Consider the following 14,463-nt stretch of genomic DNA (forward strand, 5'->3'; position numbering starts at 1 on the left):
ATCAGCACACTTTTCCTGTTTGAGGGCTTATTTTTACAGTATGTTTTACATTGTCTGTTCCTTTGATCACAAACGTGTATGCTTGTTCACTGAACGAAACAGATTGAACCGTTCCTTTGTGCTGTTGAAGAGCAGCTTGTTTAGCTTGTTCTTGTGTAAACTTTACCGCTTCGACTTTGATTACTTTTCCAGTTTCAGCGTTTACTTTCACATGGTGATCCTTGTTGTCTTTTCCGTGGATCAAAAATGTGTATACATCATTTGCATATGAACTTGATTGAATCATTCCGCTGCAATTTTTTAGTGCAATCGTTTGAATCTGTGCTTTTGTAAATACAGCGCTTTGAATTTGAATCACTTTTCCACTTTGTGCATTCACTTTCACGTGGTGATCACGGCTATCTTTTCCGTGAATTAAGAACGTATATACTCCATCGTTGAAGCCTACCGACTTAACCGTTCCTCCACAATTTTTCAACGCTACTGCTTGTGCCTCACTTCGAGAAAAAGATAGTTTTTCAACCTTTACCACTTTTCCGCTGTGTGCATTTACTTTCACATGATGATCTTGATTATCTTGTCCGTGAATTAAAAACGTATAGGCGTTATTTTCAAAAGAAACTGATTGAACCGTTCCTCCGCAGTTCTTTAAGGCAATTGCTTTTGCTTGAGCTTGCGTATATGTTGCCGCTTCGGTATGAGCCGACGCTTTTGTTGAAGTAATGTGCTGGCCGTCTGAAGCAAATGCGCTTGTCATTGAACCAAGAGCGATAGCTGTTCCAATTGTGGCACCTCCCACGGCTTTTGCTACTACTGCTCTTCCTGCTAATACTTTTCCAATCATGATTATACCTCCGCGTAATTTCCAATGTATTTACAGCACAAGCTAAAGTTTTTAGCAGCGGTCATTTGTCAAAATAGCGCTATTGGAGTAACGTTTTTTTCTGCTAAAATACCTTTCACTTTTGCTGTACGAGCCAAAGCGCTTCCTGTCGCCTTTAGCTATGTGTTTATTGTAAGAGCGGAATATGAATTCACTGTGAAGCCCAGCTGAATGCTATCTGAACAAATTCTGAAAGATAGCTGAATAACCTCTAGTTAAACTTGTCATATAAATGTTCAACGTTCTTAACAACAGCTCAACAAATCCAGCGCTTCTCTTTATATTTCCTCAACAATCAAATGATTTAATAAGTGTATGAATACAATTTGGAGGTTATCAACCATGAAAAAACGAGTATCTCTTGGACTATCTCTCACTCTCTTAGCTTCTAGCGCCGCTTCTGCTTTTGCAGCAGAGCATCACCCAGTCCAACATCCAAAACAAATCAAAAGCGTCGAGTTTCAGCCAATGAAAGCACCTACTACGATTGAAAATATGATTAAAACGTATACAGAGGCATCTGTAAAAGTAACGTATAAAGATGGAAGCGTTAAAGAAACGCCGCTTAACTATAACCAGCTCTTTCTTTCAAAAGATAAAATTGTCGATAATAAAGGGGAATTAATCGCCGCAGGTACACCAATCGATGCAAACGGGGATCCAATTATTGACCGAAGCGTTCCTGATAAGCCATCACCGTACGTATCAGACGCACCGGATTCAAACAGCTTTATCACCATCAACGGTAAGTCTTATATTATTTCACATTATGAATATGAATCCGTTAATAATGCTGGAAAAGAGATCTCCGGTCTTCCTGCTTCAATGACGCTTACACAAGTTGACCGAGATGATAAAACAGGAAAACTAACCGTCAATCATGCTAAAAAAATTGATTTTTCCAATGTAAATGGTTTATGGACGCCGTGTAATGGCTCTACAACAGATTGGGGTACTCACCTTGGTTCAGAAGAATACGAGCCTGATGCACGTGCTTTTGAAGACCCTTCATCTAGCTCTTATAAAGACGTCACGAACTTCGCTAAGCTTTATTTCGGTGACACGTCAAAAGCAAATCCTTACTACTACGGCTGGATTCCAGAAATTTCATTGGATGAAAGCGGCAATGCGTCCGTCGTAAAACATTACAGCACAGGTCGTTTTTCACACGAAATGATGCAGGTACTTCCAGATAATAAAACCGCTCTTTTTGGAGACGATGGATCTAATACCATGATGTTTATGTATGTAGCAGATAAGGAGAAAGACTTCTCAGCAGGAACTCTTTATGCGGCAAAGTTTAAACAAACGAGCACAGAAAATGGAGGTAAAGGCGACCTTCAGTGGATTAAACTTGGCCATGCAACAGACAATGAAATGAAAACAATAATCGACAAAGGCACAAAATTTAGTGATATTTTTGAAACAGCTGACCAGCCTACAAAAGGATTTAAAGCTGTAAAAACCGCTGCAAGTAAAAAAGTTGAATACCTAAAAGTAAAGCCTGGCATGGAAAAAGCAGCTGCCTTTTTAGAATCACGCCGATACGGTGCAATTTTAGGTGCAACATCTGAATTCAACAAGATGGAAGGACTAACGGTTAACAAAAAAGATAAAAAAGCGTATATGGCTATTTCTTACCAAAATAGTGCCATGCTAAAAGAATCTGGTGCTGTCCAAGATGATATTCAGCTTCCAAAATTAGAGTCTGGTGTGACCTACCAGCTGAACTTAGGATCGCATCAAAAAGACCAAGCAAAAGGCAAGATTAACAGTCGCTACGTTCCTGCAAGCATGGAAGGGCTACTGATTGGACAAGACCTAGAAAAAGCAGATGCATACGGCAATACAGCGGACCCAAATAAAATTGCCAACCCTGATAACCTTACGTATTCAAATGACTTAAATACACTCTTTATCGGAGAAGATAGCTCACTGCACACAAACAACTTCGTATGGGCTTATAATGTAAAAACAAAAAAATTATCGCGCATCCTTTCAGTTCCAGTGGGAGCAGAAGCAACAGGACTTCGTGCAGTAGAAAACATTAAAAACTCTCGCTATGTACTAAGCAGCTATCAGCACCCGGGCGAGGACATCAGCGACAGAAATATTACCGCTGTTGATAAAGAAGAGCTGACTAAAGCGATGAAAGAAAGCATTGGCATTCAAGAAACTGGTGGTGTAGGATACATTTCTGGGCTGCCTTCTAAGGACGGCGCTCCTTACAAAAAGCATTAATACGTAATGAAGCCACGTCTGTTGTACAGTGACAGACGTGGTTTTTTTATATAGTGGAAGTTATTTATAAAATCGTTTATCGTAATCATAATTATGGTGAATACTTTATAATATCCTTGGAGAAAGTGCCTAAACAAAAACCAAATGCTTTAGGATATTTATTCGCAGGTATCCGGTACATGCCTTCAGGCTCGCTTTTAATTGCTTACAACCCACTACTACTAGATATAAAAGTTGTTTCAATAAGTATTTCCAGCAAAACAAAACCACTCGTTCCCTTGCACTTTTCCTCCCATACCATTAAAGTATATATTGGTTGAAGTTTATACTAGCATTCAACCTGATAAAAGAAATTACACTTTTTAATTTTGGGAATACGTTTCCCCTAAAAGAAAGGGTTTAGATATAAGATGAAAGATAATTTTTGGCACGAGTTGCCGCGTCCGTTTTTTATTTTGGCACCGATGGAAGCTGTGACGGATGTCGTTTTTCGCCATGTTGTGACCGAAGCAGCACGACCTGACGTATTTTTTACAGAGTTTACGAATACGGAAAGCTACTGCCATCCGAAAGGAAAAGATAGCGTAAAAGGACGTTTGACGTTTACAGATGATGAACAGCCAATCGTTGCGCACATTTGGGGAGACAAGCCTGAATACTTCCGTCAAATGAGTATCGGCATGACCGAAATGGGCTTTCGCGGCATTGATATTAATATGGGCTGTCCTGTACAGAACGTTGCAGGAAACGGAAAAGGTTCTGGTCTGATTCGCCGTCCAGATACTGCGGCTGAGATTATCCAGGCAGCCAAAGCTGGAGGGCTTCCAGTAAGCGTAAAGACTCGTCTTGGCTATACGCAAGTTGACGAGTGGTACGATTGGCTGAAGCACATTTTAGAACAGGATATCGTGAACCTTTCTATTCACCTTCGTACGAAAAAAGAAATGAGCGATGTTGACGCGCACTGGGAGTTAATTCCGGAGATCAAGAAGCTTCGTGACGAAATTGCGCCTCATACGCTACTAACAATTAACGGTGATATTCCTGACCGCCAGAAAGGTCTTGAACTTGCTGAAAAGTACGGCATTGATGGAATCATGATTGGACGCGGAATTTTCCATAATCCGTTTGCGTTTGAAAAAGAAAAGAAAGAGCACACAAGCGAAGAGCTATTAGAACTTCTTCGCCTGCAGCTAGATCTTCATGATAAGTATTCTGAAGAATTAGAGCCGCGCCCTTTCAAACCGCTTCGACGCTTTTTCAAAATTTACGTTCGCGGATTCCGCGGTGCAAGTGAATTAAGAAATCTACTCATGAGCACGGAAACGACTGACGAAGTGCGTGCGTTGCTTGATGAGTTTAAAGATAGAACTGGAGTGAAAGAAGACGAAGGTTTTTCTGTTTCTTAAATAAGATCTCGTTTGCTTAAACTCAATTGTTCTAACATTTTATCGGAGAGAAGAACCTCTTGTTCTTTTTTATAGACGTGTGCTATTTATCCACATATGATAAAAGCTGAGGCAGAAGGTTTTACATTTCCTTCTGCCTCAGCTTTTAATGAAAAAATATCCACACCTTCTATTTATGATAAGGTTCATTTCGAATAATACGAAAAGCTCGGTAAATCTGTTCTACTAATACTAGGCGCATAAGCTGATGAGGAAACGTCATCTTTGAAAAAGAAAGAGCTGCGTTTGAGCGTTTCATTACTTCGCTGCTTAAACCAAGCGACCCACCAATGACAAACGCTATTTTGCTTTTTCCGTAGGTAGCTAATGAATCAATTTCTTTTGCGAGTTCCTCGGAAGATTTTTGTTTTCCGTTAATAGCTAATGCGATAACGTGAGTATCGTCTGAGATTTTCGCTAAGATGCGCTCTCCTTCTTTTTGTTTTACCTGTTCCATTTCAGATTCACTTAAGTTTTCTGGCGCTTTTTCATCTGCAAGCTCAATAATTTCTACTTTTGCATAGCTTGATAAACGCTTTAAATATTCTTGAATACCTTGTTTTAAGTATTTTTCTTTTAGCTTCCCAATGGTTATAATAGAGATATTCACAGGCTCTTCTCCTCTCCTTTATCTCTTATCCACAGATATTATCCACATATCCACATGTTATATCCACATTTTGTATAAGAATATTAGTTCCCTACTACATATACAGCTTCATTGTCACAATATTCACAGCTTTTTTTGTCAGTGGAATTTTCTATTTTTTCAAAAACTGGTGCTAGCTCAATCTCATCTACCATTACATCTAGCGCTAGTTCTGTATGTTCTAAACAGCAATATATCTTCATGTATTTATCTTCCTTTCTCTATTCTTTTCATTAAAAAACCACAGGAGTTTATCCCCTGTGGATAACTTTTCTTTTACTTCATTTGACGCGTTAATTTTACTTCTGTGGATTTCTTTTTGCCATCGCGATAGAACGTTACGTTCATTTTATCGCCAATTTCTTTTTCAATGTAGAGGTGTTTGCGAAGTGTCGCAATGTCCCTTACTTTGCTGTGATCTAACTCAACAATCACATCATATTCCTTTAATCCGGCTTTAGCGGCTGGCGAACCTGGCTCGACTTTTAGAACAGCGACTCCGTTTACTACATCATGCGGTAACTTAAGGGTTTCTTTTAAATGATACCCTGATACCTCACTTAATGATAGTGTACTAACTCCAAGATACGGACGTCTGACTTCACCATATCGTTCTAAGTCATTAATAATGGGTCTAGCCATGTTGATTGGAATCGCAAGACCAATGCCTTCTACTGCTTCTTGGGCAATTTTCATGGAATTAATACCGATTAATTCACCATCAATATTAACAAGAGCACCCCCACTATTACCAGGGTTAATGGCGGCATCTGTTTGAATAACTTCTGATTGCCAATCAGGATTTCCATCGCCATTCAAATCTTGAGGAATGACACGGTTAACCCCTGAGACAACTCCTTGTGTAACGGAGCCAGAAAATTGAAGGCCTAGCGGGTTTCCGATAGCAATCACTGGTTCACCAGCTTTAAGCTTATCAGAATTTCCGAAGGTAGCCACTTTTGTCACGTGGCCTGCGTCAATTTCAAGAACTGCTAAGTCCATTAAATCATCGCTGCCAAGAATTTTAGCCGATACCCTTGTACCGTTACTGAAGCTCACTTCAATTTCGTTAGCGCCTTTAATGACATGATAGTTTGTCACAATATAAGCTTTGTTGCCTTGCTTTTTGTAAATAACACCTGAGCCCGTCCCGGCATCAGTTCGTTCATCATTCCAAAAGCTTTCAGAGTTCTGAATGTTTACAACTCCTACAACTGCTGCATTGGTTTCAGAAACAGCTTTTGTGACGGCCGTAGTGACGTCAAGAGATACTGACTTTTGAATGGTAGATCCTGTTTGTTCATCTCTATTTTCATCCGTCATCCATCCATCTGGCAAAATCCCGTTCCTCACCAAGGCTGGCATAAGAAGCAGTACAATAAGTGCACCTATAATTGCTCCAATCAGAGCAGAAGCGAAATATCCTCTGCGGCGTTTAGGCGGCCGACTATTTGGCTCTTGGCCTTCATCATAATGTTCCACACTATCACCGAACCCTTCATTTATCATCGTGAATGTCTGCATTCACGTACTAAATGAAGTTATTTTTCGCTTCCTTTCTAGAGACTATACATAAACAATATCAGTTGGTCTTTTTGGATCTGTATCACATAGGAGAATATTGTCCTCTACATTGATATCTTTTTGTTGTAACACTTGCGCAACAGACATGCGGGCAATTTCCTTCATGTTATTGTCTTGACTCAAATGCGCTAAGTAAATGCGTTTGGTTTGATCTCCAATCACATCTGCCATTGCAAGAGCCGCGTCTTCATTTGATACATGTCCCACGTCGCTTAGAATTCGTCTTTTAATGCTCCAAGGGTAGCGCCCCATTCTCAGCATTTCAACATCATGATTGCTTTCAAATACGTACATATCGCTATTTTTAATCGTACCTTTCATGCGGTCACTTACATAGCCGGTATCCGTAATAAGGGTTAATTTTTTAGATCCTTGATGAAAGACATAAAACATAGGCTCTGCAGCATCATGCGAAACGCCAAAAGACTCCACTTCCAATTGACCAAACGATTTCGTTTGGCCAATTTCAAAGTGAAACTTCTGTTCCGTATCAATGTTGCCGATCAAGCCATCCATTGCGTTCCACGTTTTTTCATTTGCGAAAATAGGGAGCTTATATTTACGTGCCAGAACACCTAGTCCTTTAATATGGTCACTATGTTCATGAGTCACTAAAATTCCTGATAAATCCGGGATATTGCGATTTACTTGTTGAAATAGAGCTTCCATTTGTTTTCCGCTCAGCCCTGCATCAACTAGTAAGGAATGTTCTCCATCACTTACTAAAATCGCATTTCCTGTGCTCCCACTCGCTAGCACGCTGAAATGCAGGCTCATTTATCTCACTCCAAATACTTATTTATTTCCTTTTTTAATAATCTGCCCTTCAAAGGCATTTACAAAATAACTCGTATCTCCATTTACAACAATGTGCCAAGTTGGTGCTAAAACTTGAGAATTTAATAACGGCAGATCAAACGTATAGTATCCAAACTCTACGTTTGTCACTTTATCTTTCTTTTTCAATTCATCCTTCAAAAACAAATTTTCTAATGCTTTTAAAGGAGACAAAACATCCTGCTCATCATCCAGCGTTTTCACAGAACCTAGCATCGTTTGTTCATATGAAACAATTTCACCTTTATCATTTAAATGAGCAATAATCATGCCATTTTCATTGTCATAGATTTTATGCTTCTTATATTGTTGAAAGAATGTAACTGTTTTTTTCTCTTTATTAACATTCCATAGCTCATAATCTTCACCCGAGAGCACATATCGTTTTAGAAATTGACTTAGCTTTGCTTTTGTATTTTTTTCAGTCACTGAAAATGGTTTGTCTAATACGCTTCGAATTGTTTTTTCCTCAAGCAGCGCTGCTTTTTGTTCTTTAAGCTTTTTTAAATCTTCATCTTTAAACAGTTTGCTTTTAGCATTTAACGATGAAGCTTCCTTCACATCTGTAGGTAAATGTTTATATTCAATGCCTTCACTCGTTAATTGTTCTTCAACGCTCGACTCTACAAATAGAGAGTACTGATCTTCTTGATGGGTTTTAAAAATCTGATAGCCTAAATAAATATTAAGAATCAAGAAAGTGAAAATAAAGATGGTTTTTGTTCTATTCCAATCCATCGTTATCGCCTCCTTCGGTCGGCGGTGCAATTCGATACCACTTGCTATTATAATAATAGAACCAAGAAGGAACGAGTTTGACAGAATTAGAATTAAACTCAACCGTCTTTTCACCAGTTTTCGGCTGCTGTGAGACTTCTTCTAACTGATAGCCTATTGAAATATCTTTTAACAGATTCGGGTCAAAGTTTTGGTGTTTTTCAATTAATTGAATCACCTTTTGAGATGACTGCAGCTTTTCTACACTCGAATCCTGTACTCTTACAAAACGATAAAGAGGACGACGGTAATTTAAAATCTCCGCATTTCCCCATCTCTGATATATTTCAGTCATTCCCTGATTGCTGTACACGGGATAGTTATCTTTATAATAACGATAGCTAATTTCTTTTGTAATACGATTCCAGCTGTTGAACCTGTAATTAGATTCCGTCCAGCCGCCGTGGTCATTAACGAAGCTAAAGCTGCGATTTATTAAATTATAATCTTCCATTACTTCGGTCGTGGAATTTACAAGATTCACATATTCCATCACATCTGTCTTCGTATTAACATTAATCACTTTTGTACCTTCGGTGTAGACATCTCGGTTTGTAGACGTTTCTTTCCGTGCATAGTCTGGGTTGTTAAAAAGCGCTTCCTTATATTTCTCAATGTCTAAATGCCTCATGCTCGTATAGTAGACTTCACTATTCATCGTGATATTGTTTTCCGGAAGGAAGATATACCGATTTTTGTTTTCTTTATATACAAAGCTCAGGGCATACGTACGTTTCATTTTGTCTTCTAATTCTTTGATATCATCTTTGGCCAAATTCTTGACTGTAACCGAATAAATCTTTTTTTGCTCATAATTCACAAGATACACGCTCACGAAAAAGGAAGGTGTACGCTTAATTTTAATGAGTACACGGTCAAATGTTTGATTAGGCAAAGACGTTTGAGAAAATGAAAAAAGCTGTTGAAATGTTTTTAACGGTAGCGCGTCTGGATACAGCACTTCAATAGAATTACTTCCATGGACATAATTTAAAAATCCATCAGGAGAAATAGCATCCGAAACGTCCGTCACATTCGAAAATTTCCACTTTTTCATTTCATTTACCCATTTGTTTACATCATCTTCGTCGTGAGACATGTAGTGATTATCGTTTCGATGATAGAGAACTTCTGTTGGAAGAATATGATCTTCTATCTTACTTTTTGAACTCACTTCAACTTCCTGCAAATGTTGATTTTTTGAAATGACCTTATAAGAAGGCTGATACGTCCATATATGATACGTCATAATTAAACTGGAAGCGACGAGAACAACTAAGATGGCCGTTTTGATATGTTCATATCTCATTCCCATTCGTCATCATTCTCACTTTCAATCGGAAGAGTAAAGTAAATCGTTGTTCCTTTTCCTTCCTGACTATCTGCCCAAATGCGTCCATCATGTGCTTCAATAATTTCCTTGGCAATAGCAAGCCCTAATCCTGTTCCGCCTAATTTACGCGTTCGTGCTTTATCTACACGATAGAAGCGTTCGAAAATTTTAGCTAAATTTGATTTTGGAATTCCCATACCTTGGTCTTTAATGCTCACAACAATTTCATGCGTATGCTGAGCAATTGAAAATGTAATGGTTCCGCCTTCAGGTGAATATTTTATTGCATTGGAAATAATGTTATCTAATACTTGTGTAATTTTATCTTGATCGATAGCGACATAGATTGCTTCATTTGGCAAGTCGCGCACGAACGAAATACCTTGTTCAATTGTCATTTCAAAGCGATCAATGATGTAATGATAGAACTTCACAAAATTGATTGGGTCACGACTAAATCGGTAGTCTTGGCTATCTAGCTTAGATAATTGAAGCAAGTCGTTAACGAGACGAATCATTCGTTCTGTTTCCGTTTGCGTTACATTTAAAAATGTTGGAGCTAAGTCCTTATCTTGCCATGCTCCTTCTGCAAGCGCATCTAAATAACTGCGCATCGTTGTTAACGGCGTACGCAATTCATGTGAAACATTCGCTACAAATTCTCGGCGATCTTGATCAATTTTCTCCTGCTCTGTAATATCATGCAAGACAATGATAATCCCGTTAATAAAACCGGTCTCTTTTTGAATAGCGGAAATGGTAGCTCTTAAAATAAAGGGATCCGATTTTGTACTAAAGTCCAAAATTAATGACTCTTGATTAGCGAGCAAGCTTTCAAACGTATGCGTTTCTTCAAGATCTAATAGGGAAACAACTGGATCAGACAAAACCGTTTCACGTGAAACATTTAGCATAGCTGCAGCTGGATCATTAATTAAAATTACTCTTCCCTTTCGATCCGTGGCAATAACGCCGTCCGTCATATGAGCTAATACCGAACTAAGCTTACGGCGCTCCCCTTCTGTAGTTGCCTGTGCTTCTTGAAGCTTTCTTGTTAAGTTGTTGAATGTGAGAGCTAGCTGACCAATTTCATCATATCCGTATACCTTAGCTTTTCTCGTAAAATTCCCTTTAGCCATCTCAAGTGCTTGTTTTCTCATTTCAGACATTGGACGAGTAATCGTCTGAGCTAAAAATACGCCTAAAATAGCTGTAATAAAAAGAGCAATCACCGTACCTGCCTTAAAGATCTGATTGATATTACTCATTTGATCGTAAACAGGCTCCATGGAAGCTGTTAAGTAAATAGCACCTAAGATTTCTTCGCTAGACTGAACTTTTCCATTTTTATTAGTTGAATTTGATTGACTGGTACCTACTTTATCCTGTAAACGAATAGGCTGTATCATAACTCTGATTCGGTGTCCGCTTTGGTCAACAAATACATTATCAGAGTTCGTTCCTGCTAACAACGCATTTGTAATCGCTAAATCATTAGTCTTTTTACCTATGATCTGTTGAGGGTTTGAGTTCGATGTAGCAATGATTCTTCTATTTTGGTCAATGACTCTTACTTCAGAGATGTCATTCATATCATTTGAAGCTAAATTGGGTCTTGAAGCAAAATCTCGTAAAATAGTCTTTAAGTCTTCCTCAAGAGTAGGTGAATCATCATCACGATTTTTCACTATTTCTTGTCCAATGTTATACGTCAGCAAGTCTGTCCGCTCTTGAAGAGACGTTCGAAAGTTGTTAACTAATTCTTTTTCCAATTGTCGTGCAAAATAGACCCCAATAATTTGCATCGCAATTAAAATGAGCAGCACATAAATCAATACAAACTTTAAATGAATAGATTGCAGGAGCCTTACTTTCTTCATCTAAAATTACTCCTGCTCTGGGCTGCGTAAATAATAGCCTACTCCACGTCTTGTTACAATCCACATTGGATGGCTTGGATTATCTTCAATTTTTTCACGTAATCTTCGAACTGTTACATCTACCGTACGCACATCACCAAAGTAGTCATAACCCCATACAGTTTGAAGCAAGTGTTCACGCGTCATGACTTGTCCAATGTGCTTCGCTAAATAATGCAGTAGCTCAAATTCACGATGAGTCAGTTCAATCGTTTCTCCGCGCTTAGACACGATATAAGCATCTGGGTGAATAACAAGTGCTCCAATTGTAATTTCATTCGTTTCGCTTTCTTCCGTTGGAACAGCTACCTGCTGATGTCTACGTAAATTAGCTTTTACACGTGCTAATAATTCACGCGTACTGAACGGCTTAGTTACATAATCATCTGCACCTAATTCTAGACCTAAAACTTTGTCAATTTCAGAGTCTTTTGCTGTTAACATGATAATTGGCATATCATATTTTTTGCGCACTTCTCGGCAAACTTCCATTCCATCTTTCTGAGGAAGCATAATATCTAATAAAATCATTTCAGGCTGTACTTCTTCCACTTTTTCAAGTGCTTCTACGCCATCATAAGCACAAAATACTTCGTAACCTTCTTTTTGCAAATTAAACTTTAAAATATCTGCAATCGGCTTTTCGTCATCTACGACTAAAATACGTTTATCCATGATCATCGTTCTCCTTTATTAGTTGAAGCAAAATATAAAAGATAGTATTCATACTGTTTGAATACCGTAGTTTTATTATACTTGATAACCCTTGAAACGTCACAAGTTCATCCTCTACTATACATGAAGATATATGATTTTCAACCATCTCTAAATACAAAAGTAATATATTACCACAAAAGAGATACAAAGCAAATAACGTTTTCTTTTAAATGTAAATAAAAGAAAAAAGCATGACTTTAAATAAAGTCATGCTTTTTGATGGCTCGGGACGGAATCGAACCGCCGACACAAGGATTTTCAGTCCTTTGCTCTACCAACTGAGCTACCGAGCCAAAATGGCGGTCCCGACGGGAATCGAACCCGCGATCTCCTGCGTGACAGGCAGGCATGTTAACCGCTACACCACGGGACCTCAGTCTATATGCTATGTATTAAAAATGACCCGTACGGGATTCGAACCCGTGTTACCGCCGTGAAAGGGCGGTGTCTTAACCGCTTGACCAACGGGCCACGTTGTAACAAAAGTGAGCCATGAAGGACTCGAACCTTCGACCCTCTGATTAAAAGTCAGATGCTCTACCAACTGAGCTAATGGCTCATGTTATATCTCTTAGCGACGCTTATTATAATAACATGATATTTCATATGAATGCAATAGTTTTTTTAAAACTTTCTTTTTATTATTGAGCTTTTTTAAAAAATCTTGTTAACAAAGCACCAATTATAAATAAAAAAGGTTAGCTCACGAGGAGCTAACCTTTTTTATTTAGCTATATACACCACGTAATACATTTGTTTGTGTACGATCTGGACCTACAGAGAAAATAGATAAAGGAATACCTGTTAATTGAGACACGCGCTCTAAGTAGTGGCGAGCGTTATCAGGTAACTCATCTAATGTTTTCACACCCGTAATATCTTCTGTCCAACCTGGAAGCTCTTCATATACAGGTTCGCATTCTGCAAGTGTTTTTAAGCTAGCAGGGAATTCTTCCATAACTTCCCCTTTATAACGGTAAGCTACACAAATCTTTAATGTCTCAATTCCCGTTAATACATCAATTGAGTTTAAAGATAAATCTGTGATTCCGCTAACGCGACGAGCATGACGTACAACTACACTGTCGAACCAACCTACACGGCGAGGACGACCAGTTGTTGTACCATATTCACGTCCTACTTCACGGATTTGATCACCGATTTCGTTTGTTAATTCAGTTGGGAAAGGACCGTCACCAACACGAGTTGTATACGCTTTTGATACACCTACAACGTGTTTGATTTTAGATGGACCTACACCAGAACCAATTGTTACTCCACCCGCTACTGGGTTTGAAGATGTAACAAATGGATATGTTCCTTGATCGATATCTAACATAACACCTTGTGCGCCTTCAAATAGTACACGACGTCCTTCGTCTAACGCATCATTTAATACTACTGATGTATCAACAACATATTTTGCAACTTGTTGACCATACTCATAGTATTCATCTAAAATTTCTTCTAATGTAAAGCCTTCTACTTCATACATTTTTTCAAGAAGGCGATTCTTCTCAGCTAAGTTTTGTGTTAATTTTGCTTCAAATACTTCACGGTCTAGTAAATCGGCAATTCGAATACCAACACGTGCTGCTTTATCCATATAAGCTGGTCCAATACCTTTTTTCGTTGTACCAATCTTATTTTCACCTTTACGTTCTTCTTCAACTTCATCTAATTTTAAATGATATGGAAGAATCACATGAGCTCGGTTACTAATACGTAAGTTTTCTGTTGTTACACCGCGATCATGTAAGTATTTTAATTCTTGAACAAGCGCTTTTGGATCGACAACCATACCGTTTCCAATTACACACGTTTTGTCATTATAAAAAATACCTGAAGGAATTAAATGTAACTTATAAGTTTCACCATTAAACTTAATTGTGTGACCTGCATTGTTCCCACCTTGGTAACGTGCAATCACTTCTGCATTTTCTGATAGGAAGTCTGTAATCTTCCCTTTTCCTTCATCTCCCCATTGTGTTCCTACTACAACGACTGAAGACATATCTTAAGCACCTCCGCTTAGTAAGCAACAGCTCACTACGACATAATTTAACCATGGATAA

Annotated in this window: 12 protein-coding genes and 4 tRNA genes; 2 read left to right on the plus strand and 14 right to left on the minus strand. The window is 38.5% G+C overall.

The window, feature by feature from the left end:
* Window position 1 precedes the first annotated feature (1 nt).
* On the minus strand, window positions 2-844 hold the full coding sequence (locus Q5794_RS26905; protein WP_215054904.1) for a PepSY domain-containing protein: 843 nt from the start codon (window positions 842-844) through the stop codon (window positions 2-4).
* A gap of 381 nt (window positions 845-1,225) precedes the next feature.
* Here Q5794_RS26905 and Q5794_RS26910 point away from each other — a divergent pair, with 381 nt between their 5' ends.
* Both Q5794_RS26910 and Q5794_RS26915 read left to right on the plus strand, forming a co-directional pair.
* Complete coding sequence (locus Q5794_RS26910) at window positions 1,226-3,124, plus strand: PhoX family phosphatase (protein WP_215054905.1); 1,899 nt, start codon at window positions 1,226-1,228, stop codon at window positions 3,122-3,124.
* Window positions 3,125-3,534: 410 nt separating this feature from the next.
* Complete coding sequence (locus Q5794_RS26915; protein ID WP_215054906.1) at window positions 3,535-4,533, plus strand: tRNA-dihydrouridine synthase; 999 nt, start codon at window positions 3,535-3,537, stop codon at window positions 4,531-4,533.
* 169 nt (window positions 4,534-4,702) lie between these two features.
* Here the strand turns inward: Q5794_RS26915 and rlmH are convergent, their stop codons facing one another.
* The 13 genes from rlmH to Q5794_RS26980 all read right to left on the minus strand — a co-directional run bounded on the left by rlmH (window position 4,703) and on the right by Q5794_RS26980 (window position 14,402).
* Entirely contained in the window at window positions 4,703-5,182 is a 480-nt protein-coding gene (rlmH, locus tag Q5794_RS26920; RefSeq protein WP_013085547.1) for a 23S rRNA (pseudouridine(1915)-N(3))-methyltransferase RlmH, read from the minus strand.
* 83 nt (window positions 5,183-5,265) lie between these two features.
* Window positions 5,266-5,424 carry a CxxH/CxxC protein gene (locus Q5794_RS26925; protein ID WP_013059901.1) on the minus strand — a complete coding sequence of 53 codons (159 nt, stop codon included), beginning with the start codon at window positions 5,422-5,424 and terminating at the stop codon, window positions 5,266-5,268.
* A 73-nt stretch (window positions 5,425-5,497) separates the two neighbouring features.
* A complete protein-coding gene (locus tag Q5794_RS26930) occupies window positions 5,498-6,730 on the minus strand; it encodes a S1C family serine protease (RefSeq protein WP_226897590.1) in 1,233 nt (410 codons plus the stop codon).
* 57 nt (window positions 6,731-6,787) lie between these two features.
* The gene (locus Q5794_RS26935) at window positions 6,788-7,582 is read right to left on the minus strand and encodes an MBL fold metallo-hydrolase (protein WP_014457688.1); all 795 of its coding nucleotides are present in this window, start codon (window positions 7,580-7,582) and stop codon (window positions 6,788-6,790) included.
* Between the two features lie 18 nt (window positions 7,583-7,600).
* Complete coding sequence (locus tag Q5794_RS26940) at window positions 7,601-8,380, minus strand: two-component system regulatory protein YycI (protein WP_215054907.1); 780 nt, start codon at window positions 8,378-8,380, stop codon at window positions 7,601-7,603.
* Entirely contained in the window at window positions 8,367-9,728 is a 1,362-nt protein-coding gene (locus Q5794_RS26945) for a YycH family regulatory protein (RefSeq protein ID WP_374988577.1), read from the minus strand. The genes Q5794_RS26940 and Q5794_RS26945 overlap by 14 nt, the downstream gene beginning before the upstream one ends.
* The gene (gene walK, locus Q5794_RS26950; RefSeq protein WP_215054909.1) at window positions 9,725-11,632 is read right to left on the minus strand and encodes a cell wall metabolism sensor histidine kinase WalK; all 1,908 of its coding nucleotides are present in this window, start codon (window positions 11,630-11,632) and stop codon (window positions 9,725-9,727) included. Before walK ends, Q5794_RS26945 begins: the two co-directional genes overlap by 4 nt.
* Window positions 11,633-11,638: 6 nt before the next feature.
* Window positions 11,639-12,346 carry a response regulator YycF gene (gene yycF, locus Q5794_RS26955; RefSeq protein ID WP_013085552.1) on the minus strand — a complete coding sequence of 236 codons (708 nt, stop codon included), beginning with the start codon at window positions 12,344-12,346 and terminating at the stop codon, window positions 11,639-11,641.
* Window positions 12,347-12,608: 262 nt separating this feature from the next.
* Window positions 12,609-12,681, minus strand: a tRNA-Phe gene (locus tag Q5794_RS26960).
* A gap of 4 nt (window positions 12,682-12,685) precedes the next feature.
* Window positions 12,686-12,761 (minus strand) — tRNA-Asp (locus tag Q5794_RS26965).
* A gap of 26 nt (window positions 12,762-12,787) precedes the next feature.
* A tRNA-Glu gene (locus Q5794_RS26970) sits at window positions 12,788-12,859 on the minus strand.
* A gap of 15 nt (window positions 12,860-12,874) precedes the next feature.
* Window positions 12,875-12,947 (minus strand) — tRNA-Lys (locus Q5794_RS26975).
* 168 nt (window positions 12,948-13,115) lie between these two features.
* A complete protein-coding gene (locus Q5794_RS26980) occupies window positions 13,116-14,402 on the minus strand; it encodes an adenylosuccinate synthase (protein ID WP_013085553.1) in 1,287 nt (428 codons plus the stop codon).
* Window positions 14,403-14,463: the final 61 nt, after the last annotated feature.

The organism is Priestia megaterium (genome assembly GCF_041941685.1).
Lineage (GTDB): Bacteria > Bacillota > Bacilli > Bacillales > Bacillaceae_H > Priestia > Priestia megaterium_C.

Bases quoted from the DNA above. Each gene is read 5' to 3' on its own strand.
- Q5794_RS26935 (WP_014457688.1), bottom strand. From the start codon at position 7,582: ATGAGCCTGCATTTCAGCGTGCTAGCGAGTGGGAGCACAGGAAATGCG.
- Q5794_RS26905 (WP_215054904.1), bottom strand. From the start codon at position 844: ATGATTGGAAAAGTATTAGCAGGAAGAGCAGTAGTAGCAAAAGCCGTG.
- Q5794_RS26910 (WP_215054905.1), top strand. From the start codon at position 1,226: ATGAAAAAACGAGTATCTCTTGGACTATCTCTCACTCTCTTAGCTTCT.
- yycF (WP_013085552.1), bottom strand. From the start codon at position 12,346: ATGGATAAACGTATTTTAGTCGTAGATGACGAAAAGCCGATTGCAGAT.
- Q5794_RS26980 (WP_013085553.1), bottom strand. From the start codon at position 14,402: ATGTCTTCAGTCGTTGTAGTAGGAACACAATGGGGAGATGAAGGAAAA.
- Q5794_RS26940 (WP_215054907.1), bottom strand. From the start codon at position 8,380: ATGGATTGGAATAGAACAAAAACCATCTTTATTTTCACTTTCTTGATT.
- Q5794_RS26930 (WP_226897590.1), bottom strand. From the start codon at position 6,730: ATGATAAATGAAGGGTTCGGTGATAGTGTGGAACATTATGATGAAGGC.
- Q5794_RS26945 (WP_374988577.1), bottom strand. From the start codon at position 9,728: ATGAGATATGAACATATCAAAACGGCCATCTTAGTTGTTCTCGTCGCT.
- Q5794_RS26925 (WP_013059901.1), bottom strand. From the start codon at position 5,424: ATGAAGATATATTGCTGTTTAGAACATACAGAACTAGCGCTAGATGTA.
- walK (WP_215054909.1), bottom strand. From the start codon at position 11,632: ATGAAGAAAGTAAGGCTCCTGCAATCTATTCATTTAAAGTTTGTATTG.
- Q5794_RS26915 (WP_215054906.1), top strand. From the start codon at position 3,535: ATGAAAGATAATTTTTGGCACGAGTTGCCGCGTCCGTTTTTTATTTTG.